The 16924-nt window shown below is 72.6% G+C and carries 16 protein-coding genes; 6 read left to right on the forward strand and 10 right to left on the reverse strand.

What is annotated here, in order from left to right; translation table 11 throughout:
• Nucleotides 1–48 precede the first annotated feature (48 nt).
• Complete coding sequence (gene tyrS / locus AC07AZ_RS30065) at nt 49–1317, forward strand: tyrosine--tRNA ligase (RefSeq protein ID WP_478853253.1); 1269 nt, start codon at nt 49–51, stop codon at nt 1315–1317.
• Nucleotides 1318–1395: 78 nt separating this feature from the next.
• Here tyrS and AC07AZ_RS30070 read toward each other — a convergent pair whose 3' ends face one another.
• Nucleotides 1396–1671: a GlsB/YeaQ/YmgE family stress response membrane protein gene (locus AC07AZ_RS30070; RefSeq protein ID WP_478853255.1), complete on the reverse strand. Its 276-nt coding sequence runs from the start codon at nt 1669–1671 to the stop codon at nt 1396–1398.
• 258 nt (nt 1672–1929) lie between these two features.
• Between AC07AZ_RS30070 and AC07AZ_RS30075 the strand changes: the two genes are divergently transcribed.
• On the forward strand, nt 1930–2358 hold the full coding sequence (locus tag AC07AZ_RS30075) for a DUF3099 domain-containing protein (protein WP_478853257.1): 429 nt from the start codon (nt 1930–1932) through the stop codon (nt 2356–2358).
• A gap of 270 nt (nt 2359–2628) precedes the next feature.
• A complete protein-coding gene (locus tag AC07AZ_RS30080) occupies nt 2629–2847 on the forward strand; it encodes a hypothetical protein (RefSeq protein ID WP_478853259.1) in 219 nt (72 codons plus the stop codon).
• Nucleotides 2848–2932: 85 nt separating this feature from the next.
• Here the strand turns inward: AC07AZ_RS30080 and moaA are convergent, their stop codons facing one another.
• The 3 genes from moaA to AC07AZ_RS30095 all read right to left on the reverse strand — a co-directional run bounded on the left by moaA (nt 2933) and on the right by AC07AZ_RS30095 (nt 6055).
• On the reverse strand, nt 2933–3922 hold the full coding sequence (gene moaA, locus AC07AZ_RS30085; protein WP_478853261.1) for a GTP 3',8-cyclase MoaA: 990 nt from the start codon (nt 3920–3922) through the stop codon (nt 2933–2935).
• Nucleotides 3923–4082: 160 nt separating this feature from the next.
• The gene (locus tag AC07AZ_RS30090) at nt 4083–5702 is read right to left on the reverse strand and encodes a solute symporter family protein (protein ID WP_478853263.1); all 1620 of its coding nucleotides are present in this window, start codon (nt 5700–5702) and stop codon (nt 4083–4085) included.
• Nucleotides 5699–6055, reverse strand: a complete 357-nt coding sequence (locus tag AC07AZ_RS30095; RefSeq protein ID WP_478853265.1) for a DUF485 domain-containing protein — start codon at nt 6053–6055, stop codon at nt 5699–5701. The genes AC07AZ_RS30090 and AC07AZ_RS30095 overlap by 4 nt, the downstream gene beginning before the upstream one ends.
• 252 nt (nt 6056–6307) lie before the next feature.
• On the opposite strand from AC07AZ_RS30095, the gene AC07AZ_RS30100 reads away from it, so the two are divergent.
• Both AC07AZ_RS30100 and AC07AZ_RS30105 read left to right on the forward strand, forming a co-directional pair.
• Nucleotides 6308–7837 carry a S8 family peptidase gene (locus tag AC07AZ_RS30100; protein WP_478853267.1) on the forward strand — a complete coding sequence of 510 codons (1530 nt, stop codon included), beginning with the start codon at nt 6308–6310 and terminating at the stop codon, nt 7835–7837.
• 59 nt (nt 7838–7896) lie between these two features.
• Entirely contained in the window at nt 7897–9270 is a 1374-nt protein-coding gene (locus tag AC07AZ_RS30105) for a CoA transferase (protein ID WP_478853269.1), read from the forward strand.
• An 18-nt stretch (nt 9271–9288) separates the two neighbouring features.
• Here AC07AZ_RS30105 and AC07AZ_RS30110 read toward each other — a convergent pair whose 3' ends face one another.
• The 6 genes from AC07AZ_RS30110 to AC07AZ_RS30135 form a co-directional block, all read right to left on the reverse strand.
• On the reverse strand, nt 9289–10332 hold the full coding sequence (locus tag AC07AZ_RS30110) for a zinc-dependent alcohol dehydrogenase family protein (protein WP_478853271.1): 1044 nt from the start codon (nt 10330–10332) through the stop codon (nt 9289–9291).
• A 96-nt stretch (nt 10333–10428) separates the two neighbouring features.
• Nucleotides 10429–11139, reverse strand: coding sequence for a VIT1/CCC1 transporter family protein (locus tag AC07AZ_RS30115; RefSeq protein ID WP_478853273.1), 711 nt, complete (start codon nt 11137–11139; stop codon nt 10429–10431).
• 135 nt (nt 11140–11274) lie between these two features.
• Nucleotides 11275–12504: an amidohydrolase family protein gene (locus tag AC07AZ_RS30120; protein ID WP_478853275.1), complete on the reverse strand. Its 1230-nt coding sequence runs from the start codon at nt 12502–12504 to the stop codon at nt 11275–11277.
• A complete protein-coding gene (locus tag AC07AZ_RS30125) occupies nt 12501–13784 on the reverse strand; it encodes an amidohydrolase family protein (protein ID WP_478853277.1) in 1284 nt (427 codons plus the stop codon). The genes AC07AZ_RS30120 and AC07AZ_RS30125 overlap by 4 nt, the downstream gene beginning before the upstream one ends.
• A gap of 12 nt (nt 13785–13796) precedes the next feature.
• Complete coding sequence (locus tag AC07AZ_RS30130; protein WP_478853279.1) at nt 13797–14681, reverse strand: SDR family NAD(P)-dependent oxidoreductase; 885 nt, start codon at nt 14679–14681, stop codon at nt 13797–13799.
• Nucleotides 14681–15478, reverse strand: a complete 798-nt coding sequence (locus tag AC07AZ_RS30135; RefSeq protein ID WP_478853281.1) for an acetoacetate decarboxylase family protein — start codon at nt 15476–15478, stop codon at nt 14681–14683. Before AC07AZ_RS30135 ends, AC07AZ_RS30130 begins: the two co-directional genes overlap by 1 nt.
• A 325-nt stretch (nt 15479–15803) precedes the next feature.
• Between AC07AZ_RS30135 and AC07AZ_RS30140 the strand changes: the two genes are divergently transcribed.
• Nucleotides 15804–16790: a DEDDh family exonuclease gene (locus AC07AZ_RS30140; RefSeq protein ID WP_478853283.1), complete on the forward strand. Its 987-nt coding sequence runs from the start codon at nt 15804–15806 to the stop codon at nt 16788–16790.
• The last annotated feature ends 134 nt before the right edge of the window (nt 16791–16924 follow it).

Raw genomic sequence — 16924 nt, forward strand, 5'->3', positions numbered from 1 at the left:
CGGCTGTCAGCCGACCGCCCGAAAGTCATCCGAGGAGATACGAGAACCGTGACGGACATCGTCGACGAGCTGAAGTGGCGTGGGCTGTGGGCCCTGTCCACCGACGAGGACGCTTTGCGCAAGGCGCTCGCGGACGGTCCCGTCACGTTCTATTGCGGTTTCGACCCGACCGCGGCCAGCCTGCACGTCGGTCACCTGGTGCAGGTGCTCACCATGCGCCGCCTCCAGCAGGCGGGCCTGCGCCCGCTGGCGCTGGTGGGCGGGGCGACCGGCCAGATCGGCGACCCCCGGCCCACCGCGGAGCGCACGCTGAACGACCCGGAGACCGTCGCGAACTGGGTGACCCGGCTGCGCGGGCAGATCGAGCCGTTCCTGTCCTTCGAGGGCGAGAACGCCGCGGTGATGGTCAACAACCTGGACTGGACGGCCGGTCTGTCCGCGATCGAGTTCCTGCGGGACATCGGCAAGCACTTCCGGGTCAACAAGATGCTGACCAAGGACTCCGTCGCCCGGCGCCTGGAGTCGCAGGAGGGCATCAGCTACACCGAGTTCAGCTACCAGCTGCTCCAGGGCATGGACTTCCTGGAGCTGTACCGACGGTACGGCTGCACGCTCCAGCAGGGCGGCAGCGACCAGTGGGGCAACCTCACCGCGGGCCTCGACCTGATCCACCGGCTGGAGCCTCAGGCCCAGGCGCACTGTCTGGCGACGCCGCTGATGGTCAAGGCGGACGGCACCAAGTTCGGCAAGACCGAGGGCGGCGCCGTCTGGCTCGACCCGGAGATGACGACGCCGTACGCGTTCTACCAGTTCTGGCTGAACGTGGACGACCGGGACGTCTCCACGTACATGCGCATCCTGTCCTTCCGCTCCCGTGCGGAGCTGGAGGAGCTGGAGCGGCAGACCGAGGAGCGGCCGCAGGCACGGGCCGCGCAGCGGGCGCTGGCCGAGGAGCTGACCACGCTGGTGCACGGCGCGGGGCAGACGGCCGCGGTGATCGCCGCGTCCAGGGCGCTGTTCGGCCAGGGCGAGCTGGCGGAGCTCGACGAGCGGACGCTGACCGCGGCCCTCTCCGAGGTGCCGCACGTGCGGGTGGCCGAGCTCGGTCCGGTGGTCGACCTGTTCGCCGAGGTCGGTCTGGTGGCCAGCAAGTCGGCCGCGCGCCGCACGGTCAAGGAGGGCGGCGCCTACGTGAACAACGCCAAGGTCGCCGCCGAGGACGCGGTCCCCGCCAAGGAGGACCTGCTGCACGGGCGGTGGCTGGTGCTGCGCCGCGGCAAGAAGAACCTGGCCGCGGTCGAGGTCACCGGGGTTTAGGGCCTCTCGCACGGATGAGGGGGCGGTCTCCCGTTTCGGGGAGGCCGCCCCCTCGTCGTGTCCGTCCGGTCCGTCCCGTCAGGCGCGCTGCCTGTTGCCGCGGACCGCCATGTACGCCATGTCGCCCACGGCGACGATGATGATCGCGGCCACCAACTGGAAGAGGTGCCGGGTCCAGTCGATGCCGGCGGTGGCCTCCACGCCGAAGGCGCGGGCGAGCGCGTTGCCGGCGACGGCGCCCAGCATGCCGAAGATCGTCGTCAGCCAGAGCGGGCTGTGCTGCTTGCCCGGGAGGATCGCCTTCGCGATCAGCCCCAGCACGAACCCGACGATGATCGCCCACAACCAGCCCATGCCTGCCTCCTCATACGGCTCCACGTGAGCACTACGCCAAGTCTCGGACCGTCCGCGCCACGGCGCATGCCGGGTACGGCCATCCGGCGTCCGGCACTACACAGCCCGGCGCAGACCCGTTGCCCGGACCGTGGGTGCCCCGGTCTCGTAGGCGGCGCAGGTGCGGCGTACCGTGGAAGCGGTCCAGGTCCCACCTCCCCTCCGGGGGCGTGTGCCGACGGGCCGGGCGAGTCCGACGCGGGTGGATGGTGGATTGTGATGCGGAAGCAGCATGGTGACGGCGCCGCTCAGGTGTTCCGGATCACCGGGGCCCGCACGGGGCTCCAGGAGGACGTGCGCGGACGTCAGCGCCGGTACGTCATCTCCATGTCGATCCGCACGCTGTCGGTCATCCTCGCCGTAGCGCTCTGGAACGTCGAACGGCACGTCGCCATCGTGGCGTTGGTGCTCGGAGCGGTCCTGCCCTACATCTCCGTGGTGATCGCCAACGCGGGCCGGGAGAACGCGCCGTCGCTCCCCTCGACCTTCGTGAGCGCGGCGAGCCGGCTGGGGACGCCGCCCGCCCTTCCGGTCGGTGGCCGGATCAGTTCGTCGCGGCCGGACGAAAGGGGCACGGCGCCCTCTTCGGAGGACGCCGTGAGTGATCCCGGAGCGTCCTCGCGGAGCGCTCCGAACGACCGGACGTGATCTTCACAGGCCCCCTTGTGACCCCTTTGTGGAGGGTGCGCAAACGGAAGTCGACTCCGCACAAAGCTCAAGAAAAGCTCAGATCAATCATGTTGTTCCAGTGCCGGGCGGCGGGTTACCCGTGACATACTTCGTAGGCGCTCCGCATCCCCCGTCGGAGCGACAGACCGACGCCGGGCAGCTCCCCCCGTGGCTGCTCGGCGTCGCCTTGTTCACCGACTTCTCCGCCGCGTATCGCGTGCCGCGCACCCCTGTCTGTGAGTCGAACCCGTGAGTGACGAGACCCCGATCTGTTCCGCCAAGGGCTGCCGTGCCGACGCCGAGTGGGTCCTCGCGTGGAACAACCCGAAGATCCACACGCCGGAGCGGCGCAAGACGTGGCTGGCGTGCGAGGAGCACCGGGAGCACCTGTCCCGGTTCCTCGACGTACGGGGGTTCCTGAAGGACGTCGTCAGGTTCGCGGAGTGGGAAGCGCCCACCGCGTCCTGACCCGAAGACCCCGAACCCGAACCGATCCGGCCCCGAACCGACCGGCCCGAACCGGCCCCGGAGCGGACTCGGACCGGGCTGTGCGCTAGCCGCCGATCGCCGACATCGGCCGGTCCGGCTGCACGAACGACGGGTCGTCCAGGCCGGCGCCGGCCTTCTTGCCCCACATCGCCAGCCGCCAGACGCGGGCGATGTCCTCGTCGGAGGCGTCGGAGCGCAGGGCGGCGCGCAGATCGGTCTCCTCGCGGGCGAACAGACAGGTGCGCACCTGGCCGTCGGCCGTGAGGCGGGTGCGGTCGCAGGCCGCGCAGAACGGCCGGGTGACGGAGGCGATGACGCCTACGCGGTGCGGTCCGCCGTCGACGATCCAGCGTTCGGCGGGGGCCGAACCGCGCTCCTCGGAGCCCTCGGGGACGAGGTCGAACCGGGTACGCAGGGAGGCCAGGATGTCGCCCGCGGTGATCATGCCGTCGCGCTTCCAGCCGTGCTGGGCGTCCAGCGGCATCTGCTCGATGAAGCGCAGTTCGTAGGCGTGCTCGACCGCCCAGGCCAGCAGGTCGGGGGCCTCGTCCGCGTTCAGCCCCGGCATCAGCACGGAGTTGACCTTGACCGGGGTCAGGCCCGCGTCCCGGGCGGCGTCCAGGCCCTCCAGGACGTCCTTGTGGCGGTCCCGGCGGGTGAGGGTCTTGAACACGTCGGGGCGCAGGGTGTCCAGCGAGACGTTGACCCGGTCCAGGCCGGCCGCCTTCAGGGCGGCGGCCGTGCGCCTGAGGCCGATGCCGTTGGTGGTCAGCGACATCTGGGGGCGCGGCTCCAGCGCGGCGACCCGCTCGACGATGCCGACCAGGCCCGGACGCAGCAGGGGTTCACCGCCGGTGAACCGGACCTCCCGGATGCCGAGGGAGGTGACGGCTATGTCGATCAGCCGGACGATCTCGTCGTCGGTGAGCAGGTCCGGCTTGGCGAGCCACTGCAGTCCCTCCTCGGGCATGCAGTAGGTGCAGCGCAGGTTGCACCGGTCGGTCAGTGAGACCCTCAGGTCGGTGGCCACCCGGCCGTAGGTGTCGATGAGCACTGTGGGCCCCCTCCCTCGTAGCGGCTCGCATGTCCTGTCTCATCTGCGAGCCTACGTGACTCCTCCGACAGGGTCAGGGGCCGACCACACGAGGTGGGGCGCGGCCGGGCCGTGGATCCCTTCGAGACGGCCGCGCCCGGGGTGCTGCCGGCCGGGGTGCTCAGTGCGCTCCGGTGCCGGTCAGGGACCGTACCTCCAGCTCCGCGTACTTCGCCGTGTCCGGCTCCTCCTTGGACAGCAGGGTGCCGAGGACGCCGAGCAGGAAACCGACCGGGATCGAGACGATGCCGGGGTTCTCCAGCGGGAACCAGTGGAAGTCGACGTCGGGGAACATGGACGTGGGCTTGCCCGAGACGACCGGCGAGAACAGCACCAGGCCGACCGCGGTGACCAGTCCGCCGTAGATCGACCACAGGGCTCCGGAGGTGGTGAACCGCCTCCAGAAGAGGCTGTAGAGGATCGTCGGCAGGTTGGCGGAGGCGGCGACCGCGAAGGCGAGGGCGACCAGGCCGGCCACGTTCAGGTCGCGGGCGAGGGCGCCCAGCAGGATGGAGACGGCGCCGATGCCGACGGTCGCGTAGCGGGCCGCGGTCATCTCCTGCTTCTCGGTGGCCGTGCCCTTCTTGATGACGTTCGCGTAGATGTCGTGGGCGAAGGAGGAGGACGAGGCCAGGGTCAGGCCGGCGACGACCGCGAGGATGGTGGCGAAGGCGACCGCCGAGATGGTGGCGAGGAGGATCGCGCCCCAGTCGGAGTCGACACCGCCGAGGTGGAGGGCGAGCAGCGGCGCGGCGGTGTTGCCCGCCTTGTTGGAGGCGACGATCTCGTCCGGCTTGATCAGCGCGGCGGCGCCGAAGCCGAGGGCGAGGGTCATCAGGTAGAAGGCGCCGATCAGGCCGATGGCCCAGATGACCGACTTACGGGCGGCCTTGGCGGTGGGGACGGTGTAGAAGCGGATGAGGATGTGCGGCAGGCCCGCGGTGCCGAGGACCAGGGCGATGCCGAGGGAGAGGAAGTCGAGCTTGGTGGTGCCGGTCGCGCCGTACTTGAGACCGGGCTCCAGGAAGGCCGCGCCCTTGCCGCTGTTGTCGGCGGCCGAGCCGAGCAGGTCGGAGACGTTGAAGTCGAACTTCAGCAGGACCAGGAAGGTCAGCAGCAGGGCGCCGGCGATCAGCAGCACGGCCTTGACCATCTGGACCCAGGTGGTGCCCTTCATGCCGCCGATCGTGACGTACACGATCATCAGGACGCCGACCAGCGCGACGATGCCGATCTTGCCGGCGTCGCTGGTGATGCCGAGCAGCAGGGACACCAGGACGCCGGCGCCCGCCATCTGGGCCAGCAGGTAGAAGATCGACACGACGATGGTGGAGGTGCCGGCCGCCGTGCGGACGGGCCGCTGGCGCATCCGGTACGCCAGTACGTCACCCATCGTGTAGCGGCCGGAGTTGCGCAGCGGTTCGGCGACCAGCAGCAGGGCGACCAGCCAGGCGACCAGGAAGCCGATCGAGTAGAGGAAGCCGTCGTAGCCGAACAGGGCGATGGCGCCCGCGATGCCGAGGAAGGACGCGGCGGACATGTAGTCGCCGGAGACGGCCAGGCCGTTCTGGAAACCGGTGAACTGCCGTCCGCCCGCGTAGAAGTCGGCGGCGTCCTTGGTCTGGCGGCCGGCCCAGACGGTGATGACGAGGGTCGCGGCGACGAACACCGAGAACAGGATGATGATCAGGGTGCGGTGCTCGCTCGCCTCGCCGGCGGCCAGGGTGATCGCGGGGCTCATGCGCCGTTCTCCATCCGGGACTTGATGGCTTCCGCCTTGGGGTCGAGCTTGGCGGCGGCGTGTCGCGCGTACCACCAGGCGATGAGGAACGTGGTGAGGAACTGGGCGAGGCCGAGGACCATCGCGATGTTGATGTTGCCGCCCACCTTGGTGCCCATGAAGTCGCCCGCGTAGTTCGACAGCAGTACGTACAGCAGGTACCAGGCGATGAAGGCGAAGGTCAGCGGGAAGGCGAAGGAGCGTTGGGTGCGGCGCAGTTCGGCGAACTCCGCGCTCGCGTGCACCTCGGTGTACTCCTCCGCGGAGGGTGGTGCGTGCTGCTCTTTCGAGGGGGGCGGTGCGTCGGTGGCCACGGAGTCTCCTCGCGTTGCGGACACGGGTGCGTCGGTGGACGGGGGCGCGAGTCCGCGCTCCCTGTCGGAGGTCACGGCGCGAGGTGGGGACCGGTTCAACTCCCGTGCCCTGTTTCCGAAGTCACCTCAGGGAAGTCATTGCTGGCCAGCGGCCGAGGGGGATAGCTTCGGGCTGCACCACCCGTCATGTACCTGCCCACGCGCCACCTGTGCCGAGGGCAGCTTTTCGTTTCCGGATGATGTGGAGACCCCATGGCTCATCTGCGTTCCAGCCGCCGCCTCGCGCTCGCCGTGCCTGTCGTGCTGTCGCTCACGGCCTCGTTCGGCTTCCTGCCGGCGGCGGCCTCGGCCGCCCCGCGCGCGCAGGAGACGGCGCAGACCGCGGACGCGCCCAGCCTGGCGTACGTCGTCAACACCACGGTGGACCACCGCACGATCGAGTCGGTGAAGAAGGCGGTGGCCGCGGCCGGCGGCACGGTCGTCGTGACGTACGACAGGATCGGGGTGATCGTCGTGCACTCGGCCGACCCCGACTTCGGCACACGGATCCGCGCCGTGCGCGGGGTGCAGTCGGCGGGCGCCACCCGCACCGCCCCGCTGGCCGCCGCCGGCACGACCGAGGAGGGCGCGGCGCAGGTCCTGTCGAAGGCGCAGGCCGCGAGGGTGGCGAGCGCCTCCGCCACGGCGGGCGAGGGCGAGCCCCTGGAGGCCGACCAGTGGGACCTGCGCGCGATCGGCGCCGACAAGGCCGCCACGATCAACCCGGGCAGCCGCCGGGTGACCGTCGCCGTGATCGACACCGGCGTCGACGACACCCACCCCGATCTCGCCCCGAACTTCTCCGCCGGACAGTCCGCGAACTGCGTCGGCGGTGTCGCGGACACCAGTGCGGGCGCCTGGCGTCCGTACACCGCGGCGGACTACCACGGCACGCACGTCGCCGGTGAGATAGCCGCCGCCCGCAACGGCATCGGCGTCGCGGGCGTGGCCCCGGGTGTGAAGGTCGCCGGTATCAAGGTGAGCGACCCGGATAACGGCCTCTTCTACCCGGAGAGCGTCGTCTGCGCCTTCGTGTTCGCCGCCGACCACGGCGTCGAGATCACCAACAACAGCTACTACGTGGACCCGTGGCTGTACAACTGCATGGACGACCCCGACCAGCGGGCCATCGTTGACGCGGTCAACAGGGCCCAGCTGTACGCCCAGCACCGGGGCACCCTGAACCTCGCGTCCGCGGGCAACTCCGCCGACGACCTGGACTCCGACGCGGTCACCGACGCCAGCAGCCCCGACGACGGCACGCCCTCCGAGCGGACCGTCGACCCGCACGAGTGCTTCGACGTGCCGACCCAGCTGCCGGGTGTCGTCACGGTCAGCGCGACGGGCGTGGACAACGTCAAGTCGTACTACTCCTCGTACGGCAAGGGCGTCATCGACGTCGCGGCACCGGGTGGCGACCGGCGTTACCAGATCCCGGACACGCCCTCGAAGGACGGCCGCATCCTGTCCACGCTGCCGAACGGCGCGTACGGCTTCCTCCAGGGCACCTCGATGGCCTCGCCGCACGCCGCGGGCGTCGCGGCGCTGCTGAAGTCGACGCACCCGTACGCGAGCCCGGCCCAGTTGCAGCTGCTACTGAAGGCGCAGGCGGACAACCCCGGCTGCCCGGCGTCCTACGACCAGGACGGCGACGGCACGCAGGACGCCGTGTGCAAGGGCGTCAAGCGGGTCAACGGTTTCTACGGGTTCGGCATCGTCAACGCTCTGGACGCGGTGCGCTGATCACGTAGGTCCGTACATCGGTCCGTATATTGATTCAGTCAATACTGCATGATGTAGTCATGACCGATATCGCGTTCGCCTGGTCCGCGGTGGGCGGCGACCCCGCGCTCGTCGCGCGGGTGTCCGCCGTGACGCGGGAGGGCGCTCTCGAAGGGCGCCTTCCCGTACGGGGCCTCGCGCGGGCCTGCGTGGCCGCGTGCGCGCTGGCCGCGGCCGAACTGGGCGCGCGCCGGGCCGGCCTCGCCGAGATGCCCCGGGTGCGGGTGGACGACGGGGCGGTGGCCACGGCGTTCGTCAGCGAACGGCACCTGCTGGTCGACGGACGCGCGCCGGTCGCCTTCGCCCCGCTGTCCGGTTTCTGGCGGACGGCGGACGGCTGGGTGCGGACGCACGCCAACTACCCGCACCACCGGGCCCGGCTCCTGTCGGCGCTCGGCCTGCCCGGGGACCGGGCGGATTCGTTCGAGGGGGCCCTCGCGGAACGGACCGCCCCGGAGGTCGAGGACGCCGTCCACGCGGCCGGGGGCCTCGCCGTGGCGCTGCGCACGCCCGCGGAGTGGGCCGCGCACGCCCAGGCCGCCGCCGTCGCCGAGCGGCCGCTGGTGGAGCGACACCGGCTGGACTCCGCACCCGCGCGCGTGCCGGCGCCCGTCGCAGACGCTCCCCTGCTGCCCGCTGCCGGGCTGCGGGTGCTGGACCTGACCCGGGTCGTGGCGGGCCCGGTCGCGACCCGCACGCTCGCCCTGCTCGGCGCGGACGTGCTGCGCGTGGACCCGCCCCGGCTGCCCGAACTCCCCGACCAGCACGCCGACACGGGGTTCGGGAAACGCTCCGCGACGCTGGACCTGGTCGCCGACCGGAGCGTCTTCGAGGAACTGCTCGCGCGGGCGGACGTGGTCGTCACCGGCTACCGGCCGGGCGCCCTGGACCGCTTCGGGCTGTCCCCGCGCGCGCTGGCCGAACGGCGGCCCGGAGTGGTCGTGGCGCAGTTGTCGGCGTGGGGCGCGTACGGGCCGTGGGGCGAGCGGCGCGGCTTCGACAGCCTGGTGCAGGCCGCCACCGGCATCGCCGTCGTCGAGGGGTCGCCCGGACGCCCCGGCGCGCTGCCCGCACAGGCCCTCGACCACGGCACGGGCTACCTGCTGGCGGCGGCGGTCCTGCGGGCGCTGACCGAGCAGTCGTACGAGGGCGGCAGCCGGTTCGTCGCGGTGGCGCTGGCCCGGACCGCGCGGTGGCTGCTGAACGGCGCCGGAGCCGGGCCGGAGGGACCGGCGGACGCGGTGTACGACGGGCCCGGTCCCTGGCTGTCCGGGACCGGCAGCCCGCTCGGACGGCTGCGGTACGCGCTGCCGCCCGTCTCCTTCACCGGCGGGCCCGCCGACTGGGCCCGGCCACCGGGAGGCTGGGGGACGGACGCCGCCCGCTGGAGCTGAGCCGGCGGGCCCGTCACGTCAGGTGGTCACCAGGACCTTGAGCGCGGTGCGTTCGTCCATCGCCTTGTAGCCGTCGGGCACGCTCTCCAGCCCCACCGTCAGGTCGAAGACCGGCGACGGGTCGATGCGCCCCTCCAGGATGTCGGGCAGCAGTTCGGGGATGTACGCACGGACCGGCGCGACCCCGCCGCGCAGCGCCACGTTCCGGTCGAACAGGACGCCGAGGTCCAGTCCGGTCCCGCTGCCGTGCGGCACGCCGACGAAACCGATCGCGCCGCCGTCGCGCGTGACACCGACCGCCGTACGCATCGACTGCTCGGTGCCGACGGCCTCGACGACGGCGTGCGCGCCCTGCCCGCGGGTCAGTTCACGCACGGCCTCGACGGCCGCCTCCCCGCGCTCGGCGACGACGTCGGTGGCGCCGAAGCGGCGCGCGATGTCCGTACGGACCCGGTGGCGGCCCAGCGCGATGATCCGCTCGGCCCCGAGGCGCTTGGCGGCCAGCACCGCGCACAGGCCCACGGCCCCGTCGCCGACGACGGCGACGGTGGCGCCCGGGCGCACTCCCGCGCCGAGGGCGGCGTGATGGCCGGTGCCCATGACGTCGGACAGGGTCAGCAGCGCGGACAGCAGGTGGTCGTCGGAGGCCGCGTCACGCGGCAGCGGGACGAGGGTGCCGTCGGCGAAGGGCACCCGCACGGCCTCGCCCTGGCCGCCGTCGTAACCGACGGAGCCCCAGAAGCCGCCGTGCTCGCAGGAGGTGGTGAGTCCCTCACGGCAGTAGTCGCAGACGCCGTCGGACCACATGAAGGGCGCGACGACGAGGTCCCCCCGGCGCACACCGGTCACCTCGGAGCCGGCCTCCTCGACGATCCCGAGGAACTCGTGCCCGATCCGCTGCCCCGGCTGCCGGACCGCCTCACCGCGGTACGCCCACAGGTCGCTGCCGCAGATACAGGCGCGCAGCACCCGCACCACGGCGTCGGTGGGCAGTTGCACCACGGGTTCGGGCACGTCCTCCACGCGCATGTCGTACGGGGCGTGGATGGTGGTGGCGCGCATGGCGAGGATCCTTCTCGTGCGGTCTGAGCTGTGCCGGTGCGCCCGTGGGGTGGCCGGGCGCCCTTCACGGTACGCCGACACCCGCGGCGCGCCGCGCTACACCCCGGCCGCACCCAGCGCAGTCCCGGCCGCGTAGGTGACGCCCATGGCCAGCGCCCCGCCCACGACGTTGCGCAGCACCGCCCTGCCGGGGGGCGCGGCGCCCAGCCGCGCGCTGCTCCAGCCCGTCAGCACGAGGGCGGCCAGCACGCACAGCACGGTGACGCCGACCCGCCGGTGCGCCGGCGGCAGCACGATGGCCAGCAGGGGCAGCAGCGCCCCGGCGGTGAACGCCAGGAAGCTCGCCCACGCCGCGTGCCACGGGTTGGTGAGCTCGTCGGGGTCGATGCCCAGTTCCACGCGCGCGTGCGCCCTGAGCGCGTCGCGTTCGGTCAGCTGGACGGCGGCCTCCAGGGCCACGTCCCGGGACAGCCCCCGCTCCTGGAGCAGTACGGTCAGCTCCTCCAGTTCGGCCTCCGGCTGCTCGCGCAACTCCCGCTTCTCCAGGGCCAGGGCGGCCTTCTCCGAGTCGCGCTGGGTGGACACGGACACGTACTCGCCGGCCGCCATCGACAGCGACCCGGCGAGCAGACCCGCCAGGCCGGCCGTCAGCAGGGCCGAGCTGTCGTCCGTCGCGCCGGCCACCCCCACGACCAGGCCGGCGGTGGACACGACGCCGTCGTTCGCACCGAGGACCGCGGCCCGCAACCAGTTCAGGCGGGAGCCGAGCGCGCCGCTGTGCGCCTCGCTGTGGGTGGGTTCCGTCACCCAGGGAGGATCGCACCCCACGCGACACCGGAGCCGCACCGACCCTCACCGGCGCCCGGACCGCCGCCGGCCTTCACCAGACCCGTACCGACGCCATGGCCCTGCACCGAGGACGCACGGACCCCTCGGTGATCCTCACCAGACCCGTACCGACGCCCCGCGCGCGAAGGCCGGGCTCGTCGCGTCCGCGGGCGGTTCGTCCAACGGCTCCGCGAGTTCCGCCACCGTCGGGCCCACCTTCGCCGCGCGGGCGTCCAACAGGTCCAGGTCGAAGCCGTACACGCGGGCCGCGTTGCCCCCGATCATCGCCGCGACCTCCTCCCGGGGAACGCCCGCGAAGGCGAACCGCAGGCCCTCGCGGGAGTAGGGATGGGTTCCCTCGTCGTGCGGGTAGTCGCTGCCCCACATGATCTTCTCGATGCCGATGCGCCCGCGCAGCGGCACCTCGTGGGGGCGCATGAAGCTGGCGCCGACGAAGCAGTTGTCCCGCCACACCTCGGACGGACGCCGGCCCATGCCGGCGGCGAGGCCCGCCCCGAACCTGGCCTCCGCCGTCACCGCCCGCTCCGCGGCCGCGACCATGCGCCCGTGGTAGTAGTCCAGCATGTCGAGCACCCCGGGAATCCAGCCCGAACCCTGCTCGGTGAGGACCAGCCGCAGCCGCGGGTGGCGGCGGAAGGCGCCGCCGAAGACCAGGTGCCACAGCGCGCGGTGCGAGAACCAGGTCGTCTCGACCATGAACACCGCGCGGGCGGCCGGTTCCGCGCCCAGCGGCGGGGACGCCGAGCCCGCGTGGTGGTTGACGGGCACGTCCAGTTCCTCGCAGACCGCCCAGATCGGGTCGTACACCGAGGAGTAGAGCTCGGGCAGGCCCGAGCCGGGGGGCGTGCCGGGCAGCAGCAGGCCGCCCGTGAGGCCCGCCCGCGAGGCCCACCGGATCTCCCGGACCGCCTCGTCCACGTCGTTGAGGAGGATCTGGAAGACGCCCGCGCGCCGGCCCGGCGCCGCCGCGCAGAAGTCCGCCAGCCACCGGTTGTGGGCGCGCAGTCCGGCCCAGCGCCGCTCGAACTCCGCGGCGGTCGGGGCCGGCGCCATCAGGGAGCCGGACGGGAAGAACGGCGGGATCGTGTTGGGGAACACCACCTCCGCGACGATGCCGTCCGCCTCCAGCTCGGCCAGCCGCCGCCCGGAGTTCCAGTTCCGGTCGGCGGTGTCGGCGACCAGGTCCTCGTAGGGGTTGACGTAGGTCGCCGCCCACGCGTCGAAGGCGTCGTGGTACGCGCGCTCCAGATACGGCCGGTAGTCCAGGAGGTCGGCGCCCGCGTGGCAGTCGGCCGAGACGACCGTGTACCGCTCCTCGGTCACGGCGTCACCCCCAGCGCCGGGAAGTCGTGGTCGGTCAGCCAGTGCCGGCCCACCTCGCGCGAGCGCGCCCAGGACGCCGCCACGGCCGCCTGGTCGTCCGGCTGGCCGAGGTCGGCCGGAGTGGGGCCGATACGGCGGGCGAGGGGGGCCAGCCGCTCGGTGTCGAAGCCGAACACCTCGGCCGCCGCCAGGCCCAGCATGCGGCGGGTCTCCGCCACCGGGATGTCGTGGAAGGTGCGGGCCAGCCAGCCGCGCGTGTCGGGCCAGGTGCCCTCGGGGTGCGGGAAGTCGCTGCCCCACAGCATGTTGTCGACGCCGATCTCGTAGCGCTGGGCGAGTTCGCGGCGCTTGGTGTTGGTCGCGCAGACGAAGACCTGCCGGTCGAGGTACTCGTGCGGCGGGCGCCGCAACTCCGCGAAGGGGGACAGCTTCTTGCCGCCGTGCGCGCCCAGGTAGAGCCGGTCCATGAACCACAGCAGGTTCGGCAGCCACCAGCAACCCGACTCCGCGACACCGAACCTGAGGCCGGGGTGACGTTCGAAGACGCCGGACCAGAGCAGGAACCACAGCGGCCGGGCCGGCCACCAGGTGACCTCGGAGACGTAGATCCCCAGGTGGTCGCCGTACTCGTGGCGCGGCGCGGCCCCCGAGTGGGTGAGCACCGGCATCCCGCACTCGGCGGCCGCCGCCCACACCGGGTCGTAACGCCGGTCGTGGTACGGCTCCTTGTCGACCCACATGGCGGGAATCATCAGGGCACCGAGACCGGACTCCTTCGCCCGGTACACCTCCTCCACGACCAGGCCGGTGGGGGCGGTGACCGGCAACAGGGCGACGCCGCAGTGCCGTTCGGGGTGCTCGGACACGAAGTCGGCGAGCCAGCGGTTGTGCGCCCGCGCGCCCGCCATGCCGAGCTCGGGGTCCTGGTCGCCGGAGAGGCCGAGGCCGACGCCGAAGGGCGCCGCGGTCCGGCTGTCCACGGCGTCGGCGTCCGGGAAGACCACCTCGGCCGCCACGCCGTCGCCGTCCAGTTCCTTGACGCGCTGCGCCGCGTCCCAGCCGCCGCGCAGGCCCTCCTCGTTGTCGTGGAACCACTTGTCGGCGAACGCCTCGTTGCGGATGCCGAGCCGGGTCATCTCCTCGCGGCGCCGGTCGCGCCCGGCGAGGAACTCGTCGAAGGCGCGGTGGTGGCGGGAGTCCAGGTAGGGCCGGTACTCCTCGGTGGGCAGCCCGGCGTGGCAGTCGGAGGAGATGATCAGGTACGGGTCCTGGCCGGTCACAGCGTTCCCCTCTCAGTCCAGGATGAAGGGTTCGAGATACGACGGGTTCGTCCGGTCGAGCATCGACCGCGCCCGCGCCCTGATCTGGTCGTCGCTGCGCTCACTCCCGGGCAGCAGCCAGAAGCGGTCCGCGCGGACACCGTCCACGACCAGGTCGGCGACCTCCTCCACGGGCGTGAAACGCACCTCCTGCCCGGCCTCCCGCATCGCGGTCTCCCACTGCGCGAGGCTGCGGTAGGGGGTCCTGCGCGGGCGTCGTTTGGCGTACCGGGCGGGCCGGTTGCGGTGCGACTCCCACAGGCCCGTGCGGAGCATGTGCGGGCCGGGGAACAGGACGGACGCGCCCACGCGCGCGTGCTCCGCCCGAAGATGCGCGTACAGCGACTCGGTCATCGTGACGACTGCCGCCTTGGTGACGGCGTACACGGAGGCGGTGGGCAGCGGGGCGATCCCGCCGTCCGCGGAGGAGGTGTTGACGACGTGGCCGGGCTCACCGGCGGCCAGCATCCTCGGCAGGAACGCCTGGACGCCGTGGAAGACACCCCACACGTTGACGGCGAAGGCCCACTCCCAGTCGTTCGGGTCGTGCTCCCACATGCGGCCCTCCGCGCCCGAGCCGACGCCGGCGTTGTTGCACAGGACGTGCACCGCTCCACAGGTCGCGTAGACGGAGTCGGCGAGTTCCGCCACCTGGTCGCGGGCACCGACGTCGACCACGCGCGCGTGCACCTCGGCGCCGTCCGCGCGCAGGTCCGAGGCGGCCTTGTCCAGGGCGTCCCCCTCCACGTCGGCGAGGACGACGGTGAGGCCCTCGGCGGCGAACCGCCGTGCCATCGCGAGACCGATGCCGCTCGCCGCGCCGGTGACGACGGCCACCTGTCCGGGATGAAGGTCCATCAGGCGTTCCCCCCGGGCGGTGCGTCGAGGATCTGCGCGGGATCGTCGTAGCGCTGGTGGATGTACGGCAACAGGGCCTCGGCGGACACCCGTTCGGCGACCCGGCCGCGCTGGTCGCTGGTCTTCTCGCCGATGGTGATCCCGAGGAGCCGGCGCACCGGCAGGTCGGCGACCGGGTCGTACACCGACTCGCGCAGGACGACGTCCCCGGTGACCCGTTCGAGTGCGCGCACCCGCTCCCGGCGTACGCAGTGCACCAGGACCGGATCGACGTCGAAGCCTGAACCGTCCACCGCGGGCAGGAACTTGAAGTAGAAGTCGGTCCTGGAGGCGGGCGCCGGCAGCGGCAGCACGCCGTCGGTGGCGCCGCGCACCTCCACGAAGGCGATGCCGTGCCGGGCGAGGGACGCGCGGACGACGAGACCGTCCCGCTCGATCGTCACCTCGCCGAGCTTCTTGGGCTCCCCGAACACCTCACGGCCGCCGGTCAGGGCCCGTTCCAGGGTCATCGGCATGACCAGCGGGTACCAGCCGTCGACGCCGTCGTGGGCGGCGGCGACCGCGAACGAGCCTGCCCCCAGGGCCTGTCCGGGCAGCGCGACCTGACTGATGTTCACCCGGACCAGGGGCCGGCCGGTGGGTTTGAGGGGTGGCGGCAGCACCGCCGCGAGGGCGTCCGGGTCGGTCTCCCACAGGGCCACCACGCCCGTGGACCAGATGTCGGGGAGCCGGGAGCTCGCCGTGCGCGCGGCGGCGATCTCCGCCTCGGTCCGCGCGCCGTACCGTACGCGTGCCATGTGCCGTACCGCCCTTCGTCGTCCGTGCACCGGGCCGTGTCCGTCCCGACGGCACCCTCCGCGGCGGCCGTCGGCCGTACGCCGCTCGGCGGGCGCCACCGGCGGCTCTCCCGGCGGTGGTCGTGCGCGGTGGTCTTACGGGGGTCGTCGTGCGTGGGTGTCGCGCCGGGCGGGCAGCACGTTCGCACCGGGTGCCGAAAAGGTCCATAGCCACGCGCACAGACATTCGCACCATTCACGGCACTCGAACGGGCGGGCGCCGCCCGGGACCTGACGGACGGGTGCGGGACCGGGCTGTCAGTCGGGGCCCGTATCCTCAGGAACCATGCTCGAAGACCTCACGACCGCAGCGTCCTCCGCCACGGTGTGGCCGGCCGCGTATCCGAAGGGATACGCGGTCGTTGACGTGGAGACCACCGGCCTCGCCCGGGACGACCGGATCATCTCCGCGGCCGTCTACCGGCTGGACGCCCGCGGCGAGGTCGAGGACCACTGGTACACGACGGTCAACCCGGAGCGGGACCCGGGCCCGGTGTGGATCCACGGCCTGACGAGCGAGGCGCTCGAAGGCGCGCCGCTCTTCCCGGACATCGCCGAGGAGTTCGCCGGCCGGCTCGCGGACCGGGTCCTCGTCGCGCACAACGCCGTCTTCGACTGGCAGATGATCGCCCGGGAGTACGCGCGCGCGGAGCGCGAGGTGCCGGTGCGGCAGCGGCTGTGCACCATCGCGCTCTCCAAGGAGCTGGGGCTGCCGCTGCCCAACCACAAGCTGGAGTCGCTGGCCGCCCACTTCGGCGTCGTACAGCAGCGGGCGCACCACGCGCTGGACGACGCGCGCGTCCTGGCCGAGGCATTCCGGCCGAGCCTGCGGGCCGCGGCGGCGGGCGGGGTCCGGCTGCCGCTGCTGGAGTGCCGGCCGCTGACCGAGTGGGCCGACCGCCCGGCGACACCCCGCATCGGGCAGCAGGCGGGCGGCTACGGCGGCTACCGGCCGACCAGTTGGCGCCCGGCACGCAAAAGGCCCGCATGCCCCTATCCCAACCCGGGGCGCTACGAAGAGGGCAAGTCACTCAAACAGGGCATGCGGGTGGCGTTCTCGGGGGACACCTCGATCGAGCGGGAGCTGCTGGAGGACCGCGCCACCGAGGCCGGGCTGCACGTCGCGTCGAGCCTGTCCCGGCTGACCAGCCTGCTGGTCACCAACGACCCCGACTCCCACACCTCGAAGGTGGTCAAGGCCCGGCAGTTCGGCACGCCTGTGGTGGACGAGGCCGCCTTCGGGCAGCTGCTCCGGGACGTGGAGCCGGCGTGACGGCAGTGAGCGCGGGCGCGCGAGGACGGTGACGGCGCGGTCGCCGGGGCGCCCGGAGTGGTGACGGCAGGGGGGGGGGGGGGGGGGGGGGGGGGGGGGGGGGAAGGGGGGGGGGGGGGGGCGGTACCCCCCCC

This window comes from Streptomyces sp. NPDC043878 (genome assembly GCF_056435735.1).